Raw genomic sequence first — 22,530 nt, forward strand, 5'->3', positions numbered from 1 at the left:
GAACGGATGTAACCGATGGAAGAGGGCCGTTCGCAGGGGACCCGGCGTCGGCGCGGATCATTCCGCGCTCGCATTGCCGTCGTTTTCGGATTGCAGACGCTGGTGGTCGTGATCGCCTCGATCATGGCGGCCAATAACGTGGCGCCTTTGGGCGCCGCGGTAGCGATCATGCTTTGTTCCGCTGGCCTGGCGTGGCTGGCGGTGTCACGCGAGTGGCTGCCCATCGCCGCGCTGGCCCGCCTGCTCGATGGCTGGGACCCCGATCGCCCGGACATGGATCGCCTGCAGGACGAGGGCGGCAAGCGTTCCGACACGGATGTGTCGTCGCTGATTCGCGGTCTGCACGGGCTGGCCTCGCGCATCGAGGGCTTCGGCGAGCGCGAACGTAACTTCACTCGTGACGCCAGTCATGAACTGCGTAGTCCGCTCACGGTGATCAAGATGTCCTCGGACATGCTGGCCGACGAGACGGATCTGTCGGAATTCGGCCATCGTTCGCTGGAGCGCATCCGCCGCTCCACGCGCGAGCTGGAATCCCTGGTGGAAGCGTTCCTGATTCTCTCGCGTGAGTCCGACCAGGGGCTCTCGGAAGAGGATTTCGTCGTCAACACGGTGCTTCGCCAGGAAGTGGATCACGCGCGGGAGCTGATCGCCGGGCGCCCGGTGGAGCTGATCCTCGACGAGCCGGCCACCTTTGCCCTGCATGCCTCGCCGCGGGTATTCGCCGTGCTGTGCGGGCAGCTGATCCGCCACGCGTTGCAGCAGACCGACCAGGGCACCATCGTGGTCACGGTGATGCCAGGCAGTGTCAGCGTGATCAACCCGGCAGTGGATGCGCCGGAGCCGGGCAGTCGCCGACACGCCTCGGTAGACCGGCACGGTTTCGACCTCGCCATCGCCCGACGCCTGTCGGATCGTTTCCAGTGGCCGCTGGAACTGCGGGCCCTCCCCGGCGCCAGCCGCATCGCAAGCGTCCGCTTCCCCAACCCCCAGCCCGTAGAAGCGTAATACCCGATCTCCGCAGGAGCGCGCCTTGCGCGCGACCCGGCATCTACGACAGCGCATCGACCTTCTGTAGGAGCGCGCCTCGCGCGCGACCCGGGATCTACGAAGCGCATCGACCTTCTCTAGGAGCGCGCCTTGCGCGCGACCCGGGGTTTACGACATGCCCGGTCGCGCGCAAGGCGCGCTCCTACAGGGTTAGTCGAGCAGTTTGGCGATGCGGGCCTTGTCCAGCGCCCCGCTTGCCGCCTTCCTGCGACCATCGGCATGAATCACCAATGTGCGCGGCGTCTCACCACCCCAGGTCTGGTCGATGAGGAAGTCGATCCGGTCGGGCGTGGCCTCGGCGTAGGCCCGCGAAGGCACGTCGTCGAGCTTCGCCGCATGCAGGCGATTTTCCAGCGCGGATGCCCTGGACATCGGATCGGTCGCCACGAAAACGAGTTCCACGTCGGCATGCGAGCGCTGCCAGTCTCGCAACGCGGCAAGGTTCTGCTCGCAGTAAGCGCAATCCAGCGACCACAGGGCGATCACCCGCGTGCCCTTGGCCGGCTGCGCAAGCAGGACTGGTACATCGGCAATGGCAAGCGGCGTGGGCGCAGCCGCATGAACCGGCACCACGACAGCGAAGGCAAGCAGACCCATCAGGCGTTTCATTGCAAAGCCTCCGTGGGAACGAGCCGGAACTGACCTTCGGGATTCCATGCCACGAAGGCGCGGTGGTCCCAGAGCACGAGCTTCGGCCAGCCCGATGCGCCGTCGGTATGGGCGATCTGGCGTGGCTCGCCGAAATGCACGCCGCCATCCGTAGACTCTCGCAACATCAGGTCGAGTCCTTTTGCCGTCATCTGGTGCCATACGATCCAGACGTGCTTCCCATCCACCGTCAGGTCTGCATGGGATGCGCCGAGGGTGGCGACCGCCATCTGATGCAGGGGCTCCTTGCCCGGCACGAGCTGTCCATAGGTGATGGTGGGCTTGCCGGCGGTCACGCTGAACCATACGGCGTGGCGAGTGCCAGCGGCACCGATGGCAAGCGAAGGGCCATGATGCGGGCAGCCTTCGATATGCCACTGTGTAAACGTGGCGCGCTGCACCTTCGGCTTATCGTCGGTTATGGGCAGCGGCGTAAAGGCATGGTCGCGGATATTGTCGCCATAGATGGCGCGGAAGAACGCATCGACGCTGCCATCGGGTGCTCTGGCAAGAGCGATACGGCAGCATTCGCAGCTCTGGTCGATGATCTTGCGTTCGGGCGCGAAGTGTTCGCCGCGGTCGGTGGACCAGCTGTAATAGGTGGCCGCACCGAGATACGGCTTGCCCGATGCTTTTGCCGCTTCGAGATCGCGCTTGTCGATCCAGGCGACGATGATGTTTCCCTTGCCATCCACGGCAAGCGAGTCGAAACGGTGCGTGATGTCCGCCTTGTCCGTGTGGACGGTACGCGGCGTATCGAAGTGCGTGCCCCCATCCAGCGAACGCGAGAAACGCACGTAACCCGACCACGGCGTCTTCTGCGGCTGTGACCAGGTCACATACAGCTCACCCTGCGGGCCCAGTGCGATCTTCGGGCGATTCTCTCCCTCGGCGTAAAGCGCCTCACCGATGGGATTGACGATGGTGGACTGCGTGAACTGTCGCCCCATGTCGTCGGATCGGCGCACCCTGACATGCTCGCCCACGGTGTCCACCACCCACAGGTGCCCGGCCGGGTCAATGGCCGCATCGAAACCCAGCGGCGCTTCATGGCCCATGGTCATGCCATGCATGTCGTCCGCCTGGGCAGCGACAGTGAACAGCAGGCCGGCGAGCATCAGGCAACGGCGCATGTTCAGTGCTCTTCGGGACGCTCGCGGACGGGATGCTTGCTGAGCTTGCGCTGCAAGGTGCGACGATGCATGCCCAGACGGCGGGCGGTTTCGGAGATGTTGCCTTCGCATTCGGTCAGCACGCGCTGGATATGTTCCCATTCCAGGCGACGCAGGGGCAGCGGGGCATCCGGGGCGTCCACGAGATCGTCGATATCGGCCGGGCCGGCGTCGCCGTCGAGCAGCGCACGCACCACGGCATCGGCATCGACTGGCTTGGCGAGGTAATCGTGCGCGCCGCGCTTGATCGCCTCGACGGCCGTGGCGATGGATGCATAGCCTGTGAGCAGCAGCACGCGGATATCGGGCACCAGCGATTGCAGCTCGGGAATGAGGCGCAGGCCGTTCTCGTCGCCCAGCTTCAGGTCGAGCACGCAGTAGCGGGGCTGGTGACGGCGGGTGAGCGCTCGCGCATCGTCGGCGTTGTCGGTGGTGATCACCTCGAAACCGCGCGAGGTGAGGGCGCGTCCGAGCACGCGGGCGAAGGTGGCGTCGTCATCGACGATGAGCAGGGGGCGGCCGGTAGGGGGGACGAGGTCGTTCATGTCGGGTCTCCAATGACCGTAAGTGGCAGGCGCAGGCGCATCTGGGCGCCATGGCCGGTATTGCTGGCGGCAAGTTCGCCATCGAGGCGCTCTGCCGTGGCCTCGGCCAGCGCCAGCCCGATGCCGAGCCCGGTGTCTTTCTGCGACAGGCCTAGCGTACCCAGTTCGTCGAACTCGTCGAAACCCGGGCCCTCGTCCGTCACCACCAGCTCCAGCCAGCGGCCGTCGGTGTGGATGGCGAGCGAGACGAAGGTGCTGTCGTTCAGGGCCGAGGCGTCGGCCGCATTATTGAGCAGGTTGATCAGGGCGTGGCGCAGCCCGGGCGGCGAGCGCAGGGCCAGCCGCGCGGCGGCCTCGTCCACATCGAGCTGTACGTCGGCTTCCGGGCGCAGGAGCTGGAAACGCTCCATGCAGCTGTGAATGAACTGGTCGAGGGTTGTCTTTTCCGGCACCTGGGAGAGCTGGGCCTGGCCGAAGGCCACCATCTCGCGGAGGATCGTCCGGCAGCGCTCCACCTGGCCTTCGAGCAGGTCGAGGTCGTCGCCCAGCGCGTTGTCGCCCGCATGCTCGCGGCGGATCTCCGGGAGCAGGGTACGCATGGTGCCCAGCGGGGTGTTGAGTTCATGGGCGGCACCCGCCGCCTGCGTGGCGATAGCCAGGATGCCCTCGTCGCGCAGGGCGCGCTCGCGAATGCGCTGCACTTCGTCCTGCTGGATGCGGATGGCCTTGGCGAGGTTGCTGATGAACACGCCCAGCAGCACCGCCATGATCACGAAGTTCACGCCCAGGCCGGCGACGTAGAGGTCGAAGTCCATGCCCTTGTTGCCCAGCGAGGGCAGGGGCAGGTGATAAGGCACAAGCAGCACGTAGGCCACGCCAGTGAGAATCGCCACCAGCGACACCCCGGCGATGGACAGCGCAGCGGCTGATAGACCGATGGGCACGAGCAGCAGCGTCACGAAGGGATTGGATGCGCCGCCGGTGAAATAGAGCAGGTAACCCAGCACGAGCGTATCGAGCGCGATGTGCACGATCGCCTCGCCCTCGGTCATCTTCCAGGGCATGCCCAGCCGGAAGGACGCGGCGGCGGCGAAGACGGCCAGCACGCAGACACCGATCATCAGGGGCAGCAGGGGGATGTCCAGGCGCAGCAGGGTGACGCAGGACAGGATCGCGACGCTCTGGCCGGCGATGGCGCACAGGCGCAGCCAGGCGAGGGTTCGCGCAAGCGCGAAGGGACCGGAGCGGGACGATGGGGAATGCAGGTGGTCGCTCACGGTGGTCTCTCATGGTCGAAGGGCCGCCCGGGGGCGGCCCTTCGCGGGCATTACAGGTCTTCGTTGTGTACCGGCGGCACCGGCGGCACGCCAGCCAGCGCGTGATCCAGCGACAGCTTGCGCATCAGCGGCAGCATCACCACGGCGATAACGGTGCAGGCGACACCGACGAAGCCCAGTTTGTTGAACAGGCTGGTGTAGATGGGCAGGGACTCGAGCGGATTGTTGAAGCCGCTCGGGATGGCAGCGAAGTTGGCGATCACGCTACCGGTGTACTGCGAAACGCCGACGGCGACGTAGTAGGCACCCATCATGAAACCGCCCATGCGCGCCGGCACGTAGCGGGCGATCATGGCAAGGCCGAGGCCGCTCACCAGGATTTCGCCGAGCGAGTAGAAACCGTAGCCCCACACCATGTACCAGGACGAGATCTGGCCGTCGACGGCGGTCAGGGCCCCCAGGCCGTACATGAAGAAGCCGGCGGCGACGGCGACGAAGCCGAGCGCGAACTTGGCGGCCACCGGAAAGTCTTTGCCCTGCCTGCCGAGCGCGTTGTAGATCCAGACGAGGATCGGCGAAAGGATGACGATCCAGATGGCGTTCAGCGACTGGAACTGCTCCGGAATCCAGCGGAAGAGCTGGATGCCGAACAGGCTGAAGTCGAGATCGACGTTGCGCTGCGCGAACAGGTTCAGCGAGGTCGACATCTGCTGGTAGAAGATGAAGAAGAAGATCGTCTGCACCGTGAGCAGCAGCGCGGCGATGAGGCCGGCGCGCTCGCCCGGTTCCACGGAGCGGATGAGGTGCACGAAGATGCCCAGGATCACCACGCCTGCGATGTACACGCAGATCTTGGCTACTTCCTGATACTGCAGGATGAACGTGGAGGCCGCGATGATGGCGATGCCACCGAGAATCACGCCGAGGATGTTCTTCGCGACCAGCGGACGCTCATCGGGCGCGGAGCCGATGTGGGCCAGCGTGCGGCGCATGAAGTAATAGTTGACCAGGCCCAGCATCAGTCCGATCGAGCAGACGCCGAAGGCGGTGTGCCAGCCCATCGCGTCGCCGTAGTGGGCGCCGACGTAGTCGCGGATCCAGGGGGTGAGCAGCATCGAGATCGTGGAACCGATGTTCACCGCCATGTAGTAGATGGTGAATGCGCTGTCGATCTTGACCTCGTCGCCTTCGTAGATCTTGCGTACGAGGTTGCCCGCGTTGGGCTTGAACAGGCCATTGCCGAGGATGATGACGCCCAGGGCGGCATACAGGAACAGGCTGTTGTTGGTGGGAATCCACAGCAGCACATAGCCGATCATCAGGACCACGGCGCCGGTGAGCATCGCGCGACGCGTGCCGATGAACTTGTCGCCGATCCAGCCACCGATGGCGGGGGTGGCGTAGATGAGGGCTGAGGCGGCACCCCAGATCAGGTTCGAGTCGGCTTCGGGAAAACCGAGCTTCTTGACCATGTAGGTGACCATCAACACCTGCATGCCGTAGAAGCCGAAGCGCTCCCACATTTCGATAAGGAAGACCGTGCTGAACGACCTGGTCTGTGAAACGGGTGGATTCTGAATTGCCATGTAGATTCCGGACACATTGAGACAGCGGGCCACTTCTGGAGCGTGGCTCCCGTTGCCATGACCCTGAACGGGCCATAACCTTTCAAGGTTACCGCAAATGGTCCGCCGGGTTGTGCTGCACCGCCAGAGGGGCGCGGCGATTCGCCACGCAGGCAGGCTTAAGCCGGTCGAAAGCTGGCCTGTGGCATAGTATTGGGCCGACCACAGCGACTTCTTCCGCCATGCCGCACGTTTTCCCGATCCACCGGCCAGCGGCCGGAGCCCGCTGACCCATGGCGACGACCGTTCCGCGTGGGCCGAAGCAGATTTTCGCCGCCTTCCAGTGGTCCATGAAGGGGCTGCGGGCGTGTTTCCGCCACGAGGCCTCGTTCCGTCTCGAGGTGTTTCTTGCCGTGGTCATCGTGCCGCTTGGCCTGTGGCTGGGCAACGGCGCCGTCGAGAAGATCCTGCTGATCACCTTCCCGATCCTGGTGCTGTCCGCCGAGCTGCTCAATTCGGCCATCGAGGCGGTGGTGGACAAGGTAAGCCCCGAGTTCCACGAGCTGGCGGGCCGGGCCAAGGACATGGGCTCGGCGGCGGTCTTCCTGTTGCTGGTCATGGTCGCCCTCACCTGGGCCCTGATCCTCGTCCCCCGGTTTTTCTGAACCCCGCCCTGTAGGAGCGCGCCTGCGCGCGACCGGCGGTGTCACAAGACCAGGTCGCGCGCAGGCGCGCTCCTACATGTCATAGCCCCTCTACCCTGTAGGAGCGCGCCTTGCGCGCGACCGGATGTGACGGCAGCCCCGTCGCGCGCAGGCGCGCTCCTACAACAGCAGGTATTTGCGTTACCTTGTGGTCGCGAACCCCAAGGAACCGCCGCCATGAAGACACTGCTCCGTACCTTTGCCCTCGTCCTTGTTGCCGGCTTCCTGTCCGGCTGCGGCTACAACGCCATCCAGCGCGAGGACGAAGCCGTGAAGGCGGCCTGGTCCGAGGTGCTCAACCAGTACCAGCGTCGTGCCGACCTGGTGCCGAACCTGGTCAATACCGTGAAGGGCTATGCCCAGCACGAAGAGCGTGTCCTTACCGAGGTTACTGCCGCCCGCGCCAGGGTGGGCCAGGTCCAGCTGTCGCCCGAGCAGGCGAACGATCCCGAAGCCCTGGCGAAGTACCAGGCGGCGCAGGGCCAGCTGTCGGGCGCCCTGTCGCGCCTGCTCGTGGTCAGCGAGAACTACCCGCAGCTCAAGGCCGATGGCTCGTTCCGTGACCTTCAGGCCCAGCTTGAGGGCACCGAGAATCGCATCACCGTGGCCCGCAACCGTTATGTGCAGGCGGTGCAGTCGTACAACACCCTGATCCGCTCGTTCCCGAACAACCTCACGGCCAAGGTCATGGGTTACCAGGTGAAGCCGAACTTCAGCGTCGAGAACGAAAAGGCCATCTCCACGGCGCCCACGGTCGACTTCGGCGGCACCCCGGCTCCGGCGGCTTCGGCCGGTCACTGATGCGTTATCTCTGGGCGAAGTGGCTGTTCGTCGTCGCCCTGCTGGTGCCGTCGCTGACGGCGCTGGCGGACGACGCCAGCGTGCCGAAGCTCGCCCGGCACGTCACGGATCTCACGGGTACGCTCACGGCGGCCCAGGTCGACCAGCTCGATGCACGCCTGGTCGATCTGGAAAAGACCAAGGGTGCCCAGGTCGTGGTGCTGATGGTGCCCACGACCCAGCCCGATGATCTTGAGGATTACTCGCTCAAGGTAGCCGAGACCAACAAGGTCGGCCGCAAGGGCAGCGACGATGGCGTGCTGCTGCTTCTGGCGAAGAACGACCGTCGCGTGCGCATCGAGGTGGGTTATGGCCTCGAAGGCGCGCTGCCGGATGCCATCGCTGCGCGGATCATCCGCGAGTACATGGCGCCCAGGCTGCGCACCAACGATTACTTCGGCGGCATCACCGAGGCGCTTAATGCGATTACCCAGATCGTGCAGGGCGAAGCACTGCCGGCTCCGGTTGCGCCCGATGAAAGCCATGAGCGCCGTCGCGGCGGGGCAGGGCACCTGATCGTTCCCCTGCTGTTCGGCGTGCTCTTTCTGCGCGGCATCCTGGGCGGTGCGCCGCTGGGCGTGCGTGCGCCCATCGGTGGCGTCGTCACGGGCGGCCTCGGCTGGCTCTTCCTCAACTCCATGCTCGGCGGCGTGATCGGCCTGGTGGCGGGTGCGCTGTTCATGGCCATTCCGCTCGGAAGCGGTCGCTCCATTGGCGGCGGTGGCTGGGGTGGCGGCGGCTTTGGCGGCTGGGGCGGCGGCGGCGGTGGTTTCGGTGGAGGCGGTGGCTTCGGTGGTGGGGGAGGCGGTGGCGGTTTCAGTGGCGGCGGCGGCAGCTTCGGCGGCGGCGGCTCGTCGGGGAGCTGGTGATGAGCATGCGACGGATCACGCAAAACCTGTTCGGCGAATGGTTCCGCATGGGACGCGCCTTTCCTGCCGACGTGCTGGACACCATCACGAAAACCGTGAGCGAAGGCGAGGCCACGCACCGGGGTGAGTTGCGCGTGGCCATCGAGTCGCGCCTGCCCATCGTGGCCGTGGCTCAGGGCATGACGCCACGTGACCGCGCGGCGATGCTGTTTTCACATCTTCGCGTTTGGGACACGGAAGAAAACTGCGGCGTGCTGCTTTACGTGCTGCTCGCCGAACACCGCATCGAGATCGTCGCCGATCGCGGCATCGCCAGCCGCGTATCGACGGCCGAATGGGAAACCATCACGGCCCACATGCGCGACGAATTCGCCGGCGAACGTTTCCGCGAAGGCGTGCTGACCGGAGTGGCCGAAGCCGGCGCATTGCTCGCCAAGCACTATCCCGGCGACGGCGCCACCCGCGAAAACCAACTCCCCGACCGCCCCCTCATCCTGTAGGAGCGCGCCTCGCGCGCGACCGGTTGTCGCGAGCATCATCATCGTTTCGATTTATCCGGTCGCGCGCAAGCACGCTCCTACAATGCAACCTGGCGATAAGGTTTTCATGTAGGAGCGCGCCTCGCGCGCGACCGGTTGTCGCGAGCATCATCATCGTTTCGATTTATCCGGTCGCGCGCAAGCACGCTCCTACAACGCAACCTGGCGATAAGGTTTCCGTGTAGGAGCGCGCCTCGCGCGCGACCGGTTGTCGCGAACGTCATCATCGTTTCGATTCATCCGGTCGCGCGCGAGGCGCGCTCCTGCTGGGTGGTTCGGGGCACAAAAAAACCAGCCCGCGTTGCCGCGGGCTGGTTTCTTTATCAACTACAGATGCTGCTTACAGGCTGAAGTCGTATTGCACCATCAGGCGGAAGTAGCGCGGCGTCTGGTAGTAGGTCGGCACGCGGTACGTCGAGGTGTACAGCTTCTGGCCGGCGGCTTCGCCGATTTCGTTGATGGCGATCGGCTTGCTGTTGTTCAGCACGTTGATCGCATCAAGCTGCACGGTCACGCCCTTGGCGTAGGCCGGGGTGTAGACGACGTTCGGGCTGAGCGTCCAGGTCCAGGGCAGGCGCTTGCCGTGGCCACGCTGGTCGACCTTGCCTTCGCAGTAGAAGTACGACGACTGGTAACCCTCGATGCCGTAGGGGATGCCGCTGCCGCCGCCGAAGCAGCTCGACGGACGACCCGACTCGACCAGCATGTTCAGGCCCACGGACCATTCCGGGGTGAACTTGTAGCCGCCGTACATCTTGAAGCTGTGGCGACGATCGTTCGGCAGCCAGCCGTTCGAACCGTTCATCAGTTCCGGATAGTCGAACGCGCTGGTGGTACCGGTGTCGGTCTGGGCGTTATCGGACTTCACCAGGCCTTCGGTGTTGCCGTAGTTCTTCGCCCAGGTGTACGAGGCGTTGACGTACCACTTGTCGGTGGCCTTCTCGGCGGTCAGCACGACGGACTGGTAGCTGCGCTTGGCCTTGGGACCGAACTTGTTGCCCGGGATCGTGACGTTGCGAAGCTGGCCGCTGCCGTCGAGATCGACGTCGAGGGTGAGCTTGCTGCCCGGGTTGTAGATGTAGCAGCCCGGCATGTTCGACGGCGGGGTGAACTTGTTCGGGCCGACGTCCAGGCCGAGCGACTGGCCGTAGGCGTAGAACGGACGCCAGTCGCAGGTGTCGTCGATGGCGTTGTTCAGGCGACGGTAGATGGCCTTGGCGCCCACCACCCAGTCGTTCACGAAGTCGTTGTCGCTGGTGATGCGGTGCTGCACGCCGAGGATGTATTCATCCTGCGAGTAGGGCTTCAGGTCGCGGCTGGCCACCGAACGCGGGTCCGGCGTGGTGCCGTTCTCGCCGTTGACGATCTTGACCGGGCCGAGGGCCGAGCCGAGCACTGGTTCGCCGCGCTCGTTGACCTGGCCGTAGTTGAAGTCCTGCTGCGTGTAGTACGACGCAGTGGCGGCGCGCAGGGCGACGTTGGCGGCGATGGGCAGCGAGTAGCGGCCGGCGGTACCGAAGATCTTGGTGGTGGAGTCACCGAACAGATCCCACGAGAAACCGAGGCGCGGCTGCCAGATGTTGCCCTGGCGCACGAAGTTCTTGCCATCGCCGTTCTGGTTGTTGAACGAGTCGTTGCGCACGCCGATGTAGGCGAGGAACTTGTCGCTGACCTGCCAGTTGTCCTGCAGGTACCAGGACTTCTGTTCAACGCGGACGGAGCCGCCGGTGCGGTAGTTCTGCACCTGGACGAAGTCGCGGCCCTTCTGGTTGTACAGGGCGCCGTCGGTATCGGTCTGGTAGTAGTACAGCACGCCACCGGCGTAGCTCTGGCCACCGGTCGAGCGCCAGTTTTCCTTGCTGAAGCCGCCGGCGATGTCGTGGTCGCCAATCTTCCAGTCAAGGTCGATGCGCCATGCCGTACGCTGGTCTTCACCGTTGAAGATGTCGGTGGTGGACGCGGTGTAGCACGAGCCGTAGGGCTGCGAGGTGCCGTTGTTGGCGCTGTCGCGGCGGTCGAGCACGTACGGGCAGCCGGTGCGCGGACCGTTGATGTCGCCGTTGTAGCGGGTGTGGATGCCGCTCGGGCTGATGTAGTCCGAGGAGTTCTTGCTCTTCATCTTGCCCCACTGCGCGGTCGCGGTGAGGTCGTCGGTGATGTAGCTGGTGTACTTGAAGATGTTGACGTCGCCACCGGTCTTCACACGACGCTGGCCACGGTAGTTCGTGGTCGACGGCACGCCGTCGGCGCCGTAGTTGGCCGTGAAGTAGTTGTTCGTCGTGTGCTTGGTGTTGTTCATCCCCGTGTACTCGAGGATGTTGCTGTCGTTGATGTTCCAGTCCAGCTTGATCAGGTAGAACGGATCGCTGTACGTGTTGCGCTGCGCGGCCTGGGTGGAGTTGCCCTTGCCCGTGCCCGGAGCGGTCGGGTAGAGCGTTTCCGATGCCTTGTGCGACTGGAAAATGCCGTAGAAGAACAGCTTGTCCTTGACCAGCGCACCGCCGAGCCACGCCGAGTAGACGTTGTCGTTGTTGGAGTTGCGGTCGTAGTTGCGGAACAGCGTGCCGTTCTTGCGGTAGGTCTTGTCTTCGTTCTCACGTGCCCACGCCGGGGTGTACACCCAGCTGGCGCCGCCCTTCCACTCGTTGGTGCCGCGCTTGGTGATGACCGAGGTCACGCCGCCGGTGGAGAAGCCGTACTGGGCGCCGTAGCCACCGGTCTGCACGTCGAGCTGCTGGATGGCCTGGAACGGCACTTCCGAGAACGACAGGTTGTTGTACAGGTTGGTGACGTTGAAGCCGTTGACGTAGTAGCTGTTCTCGGCGACCGAAGCGCCACCGAACGACGGCAGGTTGCCCAGGCGCGAGTCGCCCTTGGTCGTGCCCGGGGTCAGTGCGGCCACGTCGACGACGTTGCGCGGCACCGGCAGCTTGTCGAGCTGGTCGGCCGTGAAGCTGGTGCGCGACTCGACCGAGGCGACGTCGATGGAGGCCAGGGCGTTGGCCGACACGGTCACGGTGTCGAGTGCCTGGGCGCTGGCGTTCTCGGCGGCCGGCGCGGTGAAGTTCACCTGCGAGGACTGGCCGGCGATGACGTTGATGTCACGCGTGGTGACGGTCTGGCCGTTCTGCTGCACGTTGATGCGGTAGTTGCCCACCGGCAGCGACGACGCGCGGTAGCGGCCGTCTTCACCCACGGTCACGGTGCGCACGGCGCCCGAACCGAGGTTCTGGATCTGAATGGTCTGCGAGGCAGAGGCGGCGCCGTAGATGTCGCCGACGGTGCTCTGCGCATAGGCCGTACCTGCGAGCATGCAGGTGGCGAGCGCCGACACGAGCGCGGTGCGCTTCAGCATGGTGCTGCTAATCATGGTCAAAAGTCTCCCTGGCCCTGCTTCGCAGCAAGGCTGAACAGCTTGGTTAGCGCCGCGTGCGGCACTCGTTTGTGGGTAACGAAGGGTCTGGGTGTGGGGACACCCGCGTCGCACCAACCCTCGGGCGCATGGCGACGTAACATGAACATAACGCGACCGTCACCGGTCCGCAAGAGTTTGCGCGTATATCAGTCAAATGATGGGCGATATACGCGTTTTCGGACTAGCAGCGTAGGAAAAGCCTGATTTATCGCAAGTTATGGCGCTTAAGCGGCCATTTCTCAGAACTTCTGCTGATATCCGACGTAGAAGTAGCGGTCAATATCGAAGCCGGGGTTGTAAGGCGGGCTGCCGTTACCTGCGCTGGATACGTTGTAGTAGAGCGGCCCCTTGCGGGCGAAGACATTGTTCACGCCCAGCCGGAAGCTGGCGTTCCACGGGGCCTGCCAGCGCAGCTGGAGGTCGTGGAAGGCCACGGCGCCCTTGTTGCTGACGCCGGGGGCGCCAGAAAGAGCGTTGATGACCTCGGGGTTGCTGCATTCCACGGCAGGCGACCAGCAGGAGTCCTTCAGGCCTGAGAAATAGCGCACCGTCCATGTGGCGCCGAAGCGTTTCCAGTTCCAGTCGAGGGACAGGTTGGTGCGCAGGCGATAGAGACCCTGCATGTTGTCCATATAGCCCGCCAGCTGTCTCGGTGCCGAGCCGGCGCTGGTGGCTTGCGAGTAATCCTTCAGGTAGGTGCTGTCGGACGAAAGGGTGAAGTCGCCGTATCGCGTGCTGGGCAGGCGATAGCGGATGCCCAGGTCGTAGCCCTCCGTGCGCAGGGTGCCAAGATTGGCGAGGCTTTCGTTCAGCGTGGCGATCTGGCCATCCGTGGTACGGGTGAAGCGCCCGCAGTAGGTCGGATCGTTGCGGACATAGCAGTAGTTGAGGATATCGGCGGCCAGGATCGGCGTGATGACGTCGCGGATCCGGATCTTGTAGTAATCGAGGGTGACGTCCAGGCCGTCGAGGTAGCTCGGGCTATAGACGAGCCCTGCCGTGCGCGTGATCGACGATTCCGGCTTCAGCGCCGGATTGGCGCCGGTGCGGAAGGGCACCGGATTCTGGCCGCCACCCGTGGAGCCGATGACGGCACCGCTCTGGTCGATCTGGCGATAGCGCGTGGGTACGCCCGTGGCTGCACAGCGCGCCCGCACCGAGGCATCACTGGCGGCGGCGCCATAGGCGCTGTCGCACGGGTCGAGGAAGCTTTCGAAGCTTTCGCTGGTGCCGGCGTAGAGATCCGCCACGGTAGGTGCGCGGAAGCCTTCTGCATAGGTGCCGCGCAGGAGCAGGTCGTCGAACGGCTTCCAGCGGAAGCTGTACTTGCTGCGCGTGCCGCCACCGAAGGCACTGTAGTGCGAGTAACGCGATGAGGCATTCACCGCCAGCTCGTGCGCGAAGGGCAGGTTGGCGAGCAGCGGGACGTCGAATTCGAGATAGGCCTCGTTGACGATGTAACCGCCCCGGGTCGGATCGCTCGCGAGCTGGGAGGTGTCGCCGGCCGAATCGGCGGGGTAGGGCGTGTAGCGACCGTTCTCGTTGCGGTGCTCCAGGCCGCCTGCCAGGCGCAGCGTGCCCGCGGGAAGATCGACGAGGCCGCCGGTCAGGTTTGCCGTGAAGTCATTGCTGCGAGTGACCTGGTGCGAGGTGCCGGTCGAGCTGACGTAGTTCCACACGGCATCGCTGGTGGCGCCCGGTCCTGCCAGGATATTCCAGGGTAAGCAGCCGGCAGCGCGGTCAGCCGCGCTGGCACAGGCGACCTGGCCATCGACGACGGCGGTGGCGCCCAGTGCCTTGCGGGCATTGACGAGGTTGATGTTGCCGCTGGCCGTCAGTCGCGAGCGTGCCTCGGAATACGCGTAGGTGACGTCCCAGTTCCAGGTGTGGTCGTTCCACTGGAACGTGCCCTCGGCGCCGATGTCGCCATGCAGGGTCTTGTTCTGCGACCAGTTGATCCGGGGCACTTCCACGGTGCGGCGGAAGAATGCCGTTTCGTAGCCTGGAAACGGGTTGTACGCATTGGCGGGGTCGATATACAGGCCGCCGTCGCGTGCCGAACTGGTTTGCAGCGGGTAGCCCGCAGTGCGCCAGTTGGAATCGCGCACGCCATAGCTCGCCATGCCGCGCAGCGCGATGTCGTCGGTGAGGTTGTAGCGACCGGTGCCGAACAGGTTGCGCAACTTGCTGCCCGCCCGGAACGTCATGTCATGCGCGGTGGCGTATTTGTCGGCGTTGCTGGAGGCATCGTAGGGGTGGTAGTCGGCGAGACTGGCCGGGTTGCCTGCCACGCCACCGGGATGATCGATGACGTAGCGGTTGGGAGTCCACAGGCCGTCCGCGCCATAGCGCCCCGCGCCCGGCGTGCCCGGTGCACGCGGATCGACCACGCCGCCGTAGGCGCCCATGCTGTAACCCGCATCCGGATGGCGAGGGCCAGACGAGTAGCGCGTGAGGTCGCGCTTGCTGTCCATGATGGGATCGCCGTCTTCGTAGCTGGCGCCCAGGATCAGCGACGAGCGTTCGGTGCTGCGCCCCCAGGTGAAGTGGCCGTTCTTCTGGCTGCCGTCGCCCTTGCCGTTGACACCGTAGAGCACGTCGGCCGAGGCACCCTCGAAGCGATCGGTGGTGATGATGTTGATCACGCCACCGATGGCATCGGAGCCATAGATGGAGGAGGCGCCATCCTTGAGTACTTCGATGCGCTCGACGATGGACACCGGAATGGTGGATAGGTCGGTGAGGCCGCCCTGGGTGGTGGTCCATCGCCTGCCGTTGACCAGCACGAGGGTGCGCACGGCACCGAGATTGCGCAGGTTGGCGTAACGTCCGCCCGCGTCGTTGCTCGACGAAAGTGAATCCTGCGAGGTGACTTCGGGGGTGGCCGCGAAGGGCATGCGGCCGACGATATCGCCCAGGCTGGTGAGCCCGGTGGCCTGGATGGCCTCCCGGTTCATGGTGAACACGGGCTGCGCGGTCTCGACATCGGTGCCACGGATACGCGAACCGGTGACCGTGACGTTCACCGGTGCGAGCATGGCGGCGGGCGACTGATCCTGCTGCGCGTACGCAGGGCTGCCGGCCAGGCCGGCAGCGAGCGCCAGCACCAGCGCTGAGCTTCGGCCCCCGCCGAAGTGGCGCCCGTGCCTGGAACTGTCGTACATAACCCCAAAAACCTCCCGATCCCCCGCCAGCCCTCACCCGGGGTCGACGATCCCGGGACCATAGCGCGTGCGGCGGGGGTGCGGCAACTGCCGCCGGTTGGGTCAGGGCGCCGTGGGCGCCTGTCCGGCCGGCGTTCCGATGTTCTTGTCGAGGAAGGCCTGAAGCTTCGTATAGAACGCCTCGACATTCTCCGGCTTGACGAAACCGTGGCGCTCGCCGGAGCGGGTGAGGGTTTCGTAGGGTTTGTGTGCCGTGTCCAGCGCGGCCTTCATGGCCTTGAACTGGGCGTAAGGTGCGCGCTCGTCGTCCTCGCCGTGAACCAGCAGCACCGGCACGGTGATCTTGTCCGCAAGGTGGGTGGGGGAGTTGGCGCTGAGGTCGGCCTCATCGCGTCCGATCACGGTGGTGAGGTAGCTGCGCCCCGACTTGCGGTCCTTGATGTCGCCCTTGTTGTACATCATGTCCAGGTCGTAGATGCCGGCATAACCGACGGCGCACTTGAACAGGTCCGGCGCACGCACGGCGGTCATCATGGCCGAATAGCCGCCGAAGCTTGCCCCGTAGACGCATACGCGCTTCGGGTCGGCATAGTTCTGCGCAATGGCCCACTTCACGCCATCGATCAGGTCGTCCTGGATGCGGGTACCCCACTTGAGCCAGCCGGCCTGTTCGAAGGCGCTACCCCGGCCGCCCGAGCCGCGATAGTTCACCTGGAGCACCAGGTAGCCACGGTTGGCGAGGAACTGTGCATCCTCGTCGTAGTACCAGGTATCCGAAATGCCGTGCGGGCCGCCATGCGGCAGCAACACCATGGGCAGGCTGGTTTCCGGCTTGTCCTTGGGGAAAGTCAGGATGGCCTCCAGTTCCATGCCGTCGCTGGCCTTGAAGCGCAGCGGACGACGCTCGGCCATCTTCGCCGGGTCCATCCACGGCGTGACGGCGAACAGGTTGCGCACCTTGTAGTTATGCGTGTCGATCAGCATGTAGCGGCCGGGGTCGCGGTCGCTGGATACCGAGAACAGCAGCTGCGTGCCGTCTTCGCTGAAATCGACGAAACGCACGGCGCTGCCAGGAAATTTCTGGGACAGCGCACGGTGCAGCTTCGACACGGTTTCGTTCTGGTCGAAGTAGGTCACGCTGGGCACGCCTGTTTCCGACACGATGCCGAAGGGTCGCAGCGGCGCGGCGGTCCACAATCCACTGGGCGTGACCTGGCTGAAGCTGTCGCCACCCAGGCGCTTGCGATTGCCGCCATCCTCGTCCTGTTCGTCGAACTCGCTTCCCTTGCCGTCCGGGCTGTACATGGCGTAGATGCGCTGGCTGCCGCTGACCTGGGCAACCGGAAGGAAACGCTGGCCGGTGATCTCGGGGCCGAGTTTCGTCCAGCCACTGCCGTCGCGGTGGAACACCACGTATTTATAGTCGTCGTCGGTACCGAAGGCGAAGCGAGGCTCACCGTTGTCCGTCAGCATGAAATTCAGGCCGCTGATGCCGATGTCGGCGATCTGCCTGCGCGTGCTGCTGGTCGCGTCCACGTCATAGATCGTGCTGCGGTTCTGGTCGCCCCACGACGTGGTGCGCATATAAAAATGACCGTTGGTCTTGGGCGGCGTGCCTTCGATCTCGCCCCAGCCACGATCGAGCGCGCGCGTGGCGGATCGCTTGCCGACGCTTTCGTAGCCATAGAGGTAATCCGGGTTCTTGCCGTCCATGTCCACGGCCATCAGCTCGCCGGTATAGCGCGTGCTGCCGATCGAGCCATCCTGCTTGCCACGCGCCACGACGATGCGCGTGGGGCTGACCCATGCCATGGCCGCGGGTAGTTCATAAGGCGGCATGCGGATGAGCGACTTCGGCTGGCTCATGTCGTCCACGGCATAGACGGCGATGCCGTGACTCTTGCCATCCTGGTCGTGATAAATCACGGACAGGTATTTGCCATCCGGCGAGAGACGGGGCGAGGTCAGTGGCAGGCGCCGGGCAAAGTCGGCGACCGGGATGGTGTCGGCTGCACAGGCCATGGAGACGGCGAGGCACAACCCGGCAAGCAACGGCCGGGCGAAGCGGTACGTCATGGTGTTCCCCCTGTTGGACTTCCTTGAAGCGCCGTCCCCCCGGACGGCGCAGGGCACGGGTATATCCCATTCGCCGATGACCGGCAAGGCAGGCCGGACAACGGGGGAGGCGGTACACTTGGTGCCTGTTCCGATCTGGTTTGCCCATGGCCGCTCCGTTCGTCGTCGATATCGACCCCGTCGCCTTTTCGCTGGGCCCCATCCAGGTGCACTGGTATGGCCTGATGTACCTGGGCGGCTTCCTGGGGGGCTGGGCACTGGGCGAATACCGCCGTCGCCAGGGCCGCCTGCCGGTCAACTCCGACCGCTTCGGCGACCTGATGTTCTACGCCATGATGGGCGTTGTGGTGGGTGGTCGCGTCGGCTACATGCTGTTCTATACGGCCATCAACTGGATATGGACCGACCCGCTCGCGATCTTCCGCGTCTGGGACGGCGGCATGTCCTTCCATGGTGGCCTGCTCGGTGTACTGGCGGCGGGCCTGTGGTGGTCGCGGCGCAACGGGGTCAAGTTCTTCGATGCCGTGGACTTCGTCGCTCCCCTGGTTCCTGTCGGCCTCGGCCTGGGGCGCCTGGGCAACTTCATCAACGGCGAGCTGTGGGGCAAGCCCACCGACCTGCCGATCGGCATGATCTTCCCGCATGCACCCGACGCGCTGCCGCGCCATCCGAACCCGCTGTACGAGTTTGCGCTCGAAGGCGTGGTGATGTTCGTGGTGCTGTGGGTCTTCTCGATGAAGCCGCGCCCCCGTTATGCGGTGTCCGGCATGTTCGCGCTGCTGTATGGCGTGTTCCGCTTCATCATCGAATTCGTGCGCGTGCCCGATGCACAGCTGGGTTACCTCGCCTTCGGCTGGGTCACCATGGGCCAGATCCTCTCGCTGCCGCTGATCGCCGTGGGCATCCTGTTGCTGGCCATGTCCCGGCGTGCACCGTATGCGCCTGTCGCGCAGCCCGCCGCGACAGCCAGCTGATACCGTATCGTCATGCAGCCCTATCTCGAACTCCTTCGCCACGTCCTCGACCACGGCACGCTCAAGTCGGACCGCACGGGCACCGGCACGCGTAGCGTGTTCGGCTGGCAGATGCGCTACGACCTGTCGAAGGGTTTTCCGCTGGTCACCACGAAGAAGCTGCACCTGCGCTCCATCGTGCATGAGCTGATCTGGTTCCTGAAGGGCGACACCAATATCGCCTACCTCAAGGAAAATGGCGTCAGCATCTGGGACGAATGGGCCGACGCCAACGGCGACCTGGGCCCGGTGTACGGCCGCCAGTGGCGCGCATGGCCCACGGCCGACGGCAAGGTGGTGGACCAGATCTCCTGGGTGGTGGATGAGATCCGCCGCAACCCGGATTCACGCCGCCTCATCGTTTCGGCATGGAATGTCGGCGAGCTGCCGAAGATGGCACTCATGCCGTGCCACACGATGTTCCAGTTCTACGTGGCGGATGGAAAACTCTCCTGCCAGCTTTACCAGCGCTCGGGCGATATTTTCCTCGGCGTGCCGTTCAATATCGCCAGCTACGCACTGCTTACCCACATGATTGCGCAGGTCACAGGTTTGCAGCCAGGCGACTTCGTGCACACGCTGGGCGATGCGCACCTGTATTCGAATCACATCGAGCAGGCGGAGAAGCAGCTGGCGCGCGAGCCGCGCAAGCTGCCGAAGCTGGTATTGAATCCCGATGTGAAGTCGATCTTCGATTTCCGTTTCGAAGATATCGCCATTGAGGATTACGAGCCGCATCCGGCGATCAAGGCACCGGTCGCGGTCTGAGTTTCGCCGTCAGGCTGCCGCTTCGGCGGCGGCGCCTGCAAGAAAGGCCATCGACGCATCGATTACCGACGGGTGGTCCACCATGCGGTTGTGGCCGAGACCTTCCGTCGTCATGAGGCGTGCGCCCGGCCACAGGCTGGCATAGCGCTCGCCTTCCTCCCACGGTGTTTCCCGGTCCAGGCGGTCGTGGATGACCAGGGCGGGCCGGTCGATGCGGGTGACGCGGCGCTCGGCATTGAAGTCGTCGAAGCTGACGCTGCCCGTGAGATTGCGCAGCCAGCTTTCGAAGTGGGGGAATACGCGCCTGGAGACATTGAGCAGGCGGAAAGTGCGAAACACGCCATTGACCGGCACCGCCATCGGCGCCAGCAGTACGTAACGACCAGGATGCCAGTCGTTTTCCTCGGCGAAGGGAATCGACATGGCGCCTAGTGAGTGCCCGATGTAGGCAGCAGGACGACCATAGTGGCGACCCACGATACGCAGGATGTCCACGAAATGCGGCATGGAGCTGACGTCGCCATCGCTCAGGCCGTGACCCAGCTGGTCGAATCCCACCACGGCGTATCCCATGGCGCGAAGACGCGGCACCCACGCGGCGAAGCGCAGGCCATAGCTCGACCAGCCGTGCCCGAGCAACACGAACGGCTCGGTTTCCGGCGAGCCCCAGGTGTAGGTGGTCACCTTCTGGCAGTTCACCGTGAGTTCGCCGACCTGGACGCCCTTGGTGGTCGCCATGGCATCGACCGCGCGCTGGCGTCCGATCTTGTCCGGCGTGACGAAACGGCGGGCGAGGGCGCGGCCCGTACGGGCCGGTGCGACGCGGCTTGCTACGCCGAAGAAAGCCCGGGCAAGCCGGAGCCGGAGCCGGAGGGGTGGGGACGATTTTTTCACGGTGGGGAAGTCCGCGATGAAAAGGAACTTGACACTGTCAAGATCGAATCAGTCTGTCATTATGGTCTTGTCATCGTCAAGATCGATTGCGCATCCCAAGCGCGGCCCATGCGTGGAATAGTCAATGCCTGAAAGAACCAGCACATCGCGATATCACCATGGCGACCTCGCGGCGGAATTGCGCCGGGTGGCGTGGGATATCGTGGGTGAATCCGGCGTCCGCGGGCTCTCGCTGCGCGAATGCGCACGTCGTGCGGGCGTGTCCCATGCGGCTCCGACGCATCACTTCGGCTCGCTGGAAGGGCTTCTGGTGGAAGTGGCGGCTGATGGCTACGAACGCATGGCCGCCACCATGGATGAAGACGTCGAGCGGGCGGGGCATCGCCTGGTGGGGTGTGGGCTGGGCTATGTACGTTTTGCCACCGAACATCCCCAGCAGTTTCGCCTGATGCTCGGCACCGACCGTGGCGGTGGCGACTGCCCGCGCCTGCGCGAATCGGCGGCGCTCGCGCTGTCACGCCTGCGCGAAGCCATCCGTGAAGCCTGGACACTGAAACACGGTGAAGCGCCCGGCGGCGACGTGCTGGAAGAACGTACCGTGCTGGGCTGGGCGGCTGCGCATGGCTACGTCCTGCTCGCCATTGACCGCCAGTTGTTGAGCACGACCTTGCCGCCGGCGCGCAAGGTGCTCTGGCCCATGCTCGACGCCTTGCTGCAAGCCTGATCTGCGCCTGTCGATACCCGCCGGCGTGATGCCTTACACGGTCCGGGTCGCTTCTACGGGAGGCACGCGCGATGCCCTCATGGCGGGTCCCAGCACCGCCAGCTGCCCAAGGCACAGCAGGCCGAGGATGGCCGTCACCACGTAGAACAAGCCGAGCCGGCTGATCTCGAATTCGCTCATCATCCAGCGATTGAGGGCGAAGGCCAGCACAACGCCGACGATGAGGCCCGCCGTGGCGATCAGGCTATTTTCTGTAAGGAAGTACACCAGGATGTCGCGACGGGTGGCACCCAGGGCACGCCGTATGCCGATCTGACGGCGACGCTGGCCTACCCAGAAGCTGGTGAGTCCGACGATGCCAGCAGCGGTCACCAGCAGCAGGATCACGCTGATGCCACCAAGCATCCAGGCCAGCCCGCGGTCGGCCTTGTAGGCACGGTCGCGTACCTGCTGGAAGGTGAGCACGCCATTGGGCTGGGGAATGACGCGTTGCGTGCTGAAGGTCTTCAGTGCCTCGGGGACGCGCTTCACCAGCGACGGGAGCTGTCCGGGCTGCGCACGCACGATCAGGAGCATCCCCCGCTGAGTCATGCGCATCGGGACGATGATGCTTTCCTGCCAGGTTTTGTCGTCGCCCTGGTCGAGAGACGGCGCATGCATGCGTTCCACGATACCGATAATGGTGCTGGGGTGTGCGCCAAGGTTGCCGATGTACATCTGTTTGCCCAGTGCGTCGCCGGCCGGAAAGGCATGGTCGGCAAAAGCGCGGGTGAGGATGATCGCGGCGGCGTCCGGTGTGCCGTTCTCCACCATGGTAGTGACGTCGCTTGCCTGGAAATTGCGGCCTGCGATGAGTTTTAGTCCGAGTGTCGGCAATAGGTGCTCGTCGCCGAAGACAATGGGAATGCCGCGTGTACCCACGTTCGCTCCGGTCGGTGTGAGCCGGACACCACTTCGCCAGCCGGAGCCTGCCAGTGGCATCGTGTTGGTGGCGACGGCATCGGCCACGCCGGGCAGTGCGCGCAGCATGGCGATGTCTGCGACTTGCCGGGTAACGAACTCGGTGGGCGGTGCCACCCATTTGTTGTTCACCACCATGAGGTCAGACTCGGCGATGCCGGTGTCACGGCCCATGCGGTCAAGGCGATTGTGGATGACATAGGCGGCGTTGCAGATCACGGCGAGGGTAAGCGCGATCTGCGCGGCAATGAGCAGGGCGCCTGCCTTGTGGTAGCGCAGTGCGGACAGGATGGGACGAATGGGCATG

General features: G+C 64.7%; 18 protein-coding genes. 8 read left to right on the forward strand and 10 right to left on the reverse strand.

What is annotated here, in order from left to right; genetic code table 11:
• Positions 1–15: 15 nt before the first annotated feature.
• Entirely contained in the window at positions 16–1,008 is a 993-nt protein-coding gene (locus tag HBF25_RS15170; RefSeq protein WP_166949853.1) for a sensor histidine kinase, read from the forward strand.
• Between the two features lie 192 nt (positions 1,009–1,200).
• Here HBF25_RS15170 and HBF25_RS15175 read toward each other — a convergent pair whose 3' ends face one another.
• From HBF25_RS15175 to HBF25_RS15195, 5 genes are read right to left on the reverse strand one after another with little or no spacing between them, the layout of a single operon-like run.
• Positions 1,201–1,659, reverse strand: a complete 459-nt coding sequence (locus HBF25_RS15175; protein ID WP_166949855.1) for a TlpA family protein disulfide reductase — start codon at positions 1,657–1,659, stop codon at positions 1,201–1,203.
• Positions 1,656–2,831 (reverse strand): NHL repeat-containing protein, encoded by a 1,176-nt coding sequence (locus HBF25_RS15180; protein ID WP_166949857.1) that lies wholly within the window; start codon positions 2,829–2,831, stop codon positions 1,656–1,658. Before HBF25_RS15180 ends, HBF25_RS15175 begins: the two co-directional genes overlap by 4 nt.
• 2 nt (positions 2,832–2,833) lie before the next feature.
• Positions 2,834–3,415, reverse strand: a complete 582-nt coding sequence (locus HBF25_RS15185) for a response regulator transcription factor (RefSeq protein WP_166949859.1) — start codon at positions 3,413–3,415, stop codon at positions 2,834–2,836.
• Positions 3,412–4,692 carry an ATP-binding protein gene (locus HBF25_RS15190; RefSeq protein WP_250876598.1) on the reverse strand — a complete coding sequence of 427 codons (1,281 nt, stop codon included), beginning with the start codon at positions 4,690–4,692 and terminating at the stop codon, positions 3,412–3,414. The genes HBF25_RS15185 and HBF25_RS15190 overlap by 4 nt, the downstream gene beginning before the upstream one ends.
• A gap of 50 nt (positions 4,693–4,742) precedes the next feature.
• A complete protein-coding gene (locus HBF25_RS15195) occupies positions 4,743–6,278 on the reverse strand; it encodes a peptide MFS transporter (RefSeq protein ID WP_166949861.1) in 1,536 nt (511 codons plus the stop codon).
• Between the two features lie 272 nt (positions 6,279–6,550).
• Between HBF25_RS15195 and HBF25_RS15200 the strand changes: the two genes are divergently transcribed.
• The 4 genes from HBF25_RS15200 to HBF25_RS15215 all read left to right on the forward strand — a co-directional run bounded on the left by HBF25_RS15200 (position 6,551) and on the right by HBF25_RS15215 (position 9,170).
• A complete protein-coding gene (locus HBF25_RS15200) occupies positions 6,551–6,922 on the forward strand; it encodes a diacylglycerol kinase (protein ID WP_166949863.1) in 372 nt (123 codons plus the stop codon).
• 216 nt (positions 6,923–7,138) lie between these two features.
• The gene (locus HBF25_RS15205) at positions 7,139–7,762 is read left to right on the forward strand and encodes a LemA family protein (RefSeq protein WP_166949865.1); all 624 of its coding nucleotides are present in this window, start codon (positions 7,139–7,141) and stop codon (positions 7,760–7,762) included.
• Complete coding sequence (locus HBF25_RS15210) at positions 7,762–8,670, forward strand: TPM domain-containing protein (protein WP_166949867.1); 909 nt, start codon at positions 7,762–7,764, stop codon at positions 8,668–8,670. The genes HBF25_RS15205 and HBF25_RS15210 overlap by 1 nt, the downstream gene beginning before the upstream one ends.
• The gene (locus tag HBF25_RS15215) at positions 8,670–9,170 is read left to right on the forward strand and encodes a TPM domain-containing protein (RefSeq protein WP_208392612.1); all 501 of its coding nucleotides are present in this window, start codon (positions 8,670–8,672) and stop codon (positions 9,168–9,170) included. Before HBF25_RS15210 ends, HBF25_RS15215 begins: the two co-directional genes overlap by 1 nt.
• Positions 9,171–9,549: 379 nt before the next feature.
• Here the strand turns inward: HBF25_RS15215 and HBF25_RS15220 are convergent, their stop codons facing one another.
• The 3 genes from HBF25_RS15220 to HBF25_RS15230 all read right to left on the reverse strand — a co-directional run bounded on the left by HBF25_RS15220 (position 9,550) and on the right by HBF25_RS15230 (position 17,864).
• Complete coding sequence (locus HBF25_RS15220; RefSeq protein ID WP_166949871.1) at positions 9,550–12,579, reverse strand: TonB-dependent receptor; 3,030 nt, start codon at positions 12,577–12,579, stop codon at positions 9,550–9,552.
• A gap of 284 nt (positions 12,580–12,863) precedes the next feature.
• Positions 12,864–15,788 (reverse strand): TonB-dependent receptor domain-containing protein, encoded by a 2,925-nt coding sequence (locus HBF25_RS22450; protein ID WP_279588215.1) that lies wholly within the window; start codon positions 15,786–15,788, stop codon positions 12,864–12,866.
• Between the two features lie 102 nt (positions 15,789–15,890).
• Positions 15,891–17,864 carry an alpha/beta hydrolase family protein gene (locus HBF25_RS15230; RefSeq protein ID WP_166949873.1) on the reverse strand — a complete coding sequence of 658 codons (1,974 nt, stop codon included), beginning with the start codon at positions 17,862–17,864 and terminating at the stop codon, positions 15,891–15,893.
• Positions 17,865–18,010: 146 nt separating this feature from the next.
• On the opposite strand from HBF25_RS15230, the gene lgt reads away from it, so the two are divergent.
• Together lgt and HBF25_RS15240 are read left to right on the forward strand one after the other, a co-directional pair.
• On the forward strand, positions 18,011–18,838 hold the full coding sequence (lgt, locus tag HBF25_RS15235) for a prolipoprotein diacylglyceryl transferase (RefSeq protein WP_166949875.1): 828 nt from the start codon (positions 18,011–18,013) through the stop codon (positions 18,836–18,838).
• 12 nt (positions 18,839–18,850) lie between these two features.
• The gene (locus tag HBF25_RS15240) at positions 18,851–19,645 is read left to right on the forward strand and encodes a thymidylate synthase (RefSeq protein WP_166949877.1); all 795 of its coding nucleotides are present in this window, start codon (positions 18,851–18,853) and stop codon (positions 19,643–19,645) included.
• Positions 19,646–19,654: 9 nt separating this feature from the next.
• On the opposite strand, the gene HBF25_RS15245 is transcribed toward HBF25_RS15240, so the two are convergent.
• Positions 19,655–20,539, reverse strand: coding sequence for an alpha/beta fold hydrolase (locus tag HBF25_RS15245; protein WP_166949879.1), 885 nt, complete (start codon positions 20,537–20,539; stop codon positions 19,655–19,657).
• Positions 20,540–20,663: 124 nt separating this feature from the next.
• Between HBF25_RS15245 and HBF25_RS15250 the strand changes: the two genes are divergently transcribed.
• Positions 20,664–21,263 (forward strand): TetR/AcrR family transcriptional regulator, encoded by a 600-nt coding sequence (locus HBF25_RS15250; RefSeq protein WP_166949881.1) that lies wholly within the window; start codon positions 20,664–20,666, stop codon positions 21,261–21,263.
• A 33-nt stretch (positions 21,264–21,296) separates the two neighbouring features.
• Here HBF25_RS15250 and HBF25_RS15255 read toward each other — a convergent pair whose 3' ends face one another.
• The gene (locus HBF25_RS15255) at positions 21,297–22,529 is read right to left on the reverse strand and encodes an ABC transporter permease (RefSeq protein WP_166949883.1); all 1,233 of its coding nucleotides are present in this window, start codon (positions 22,527–22,529) and stop codon (positions 21,297–21,299) included.
• Position 22,530: the final 1 nt, after the last annotated feature.

The organism is Luteibacter anthropi, from assembly GCF_011759365.1.
GTDB classification, from domain to species: Bacteria; Pseudomonadota; Gammaproteobacteria; order Xanthomonadales; family Rhodanobacteraceae; genus Luteibacter; species Luteibacter anthropi.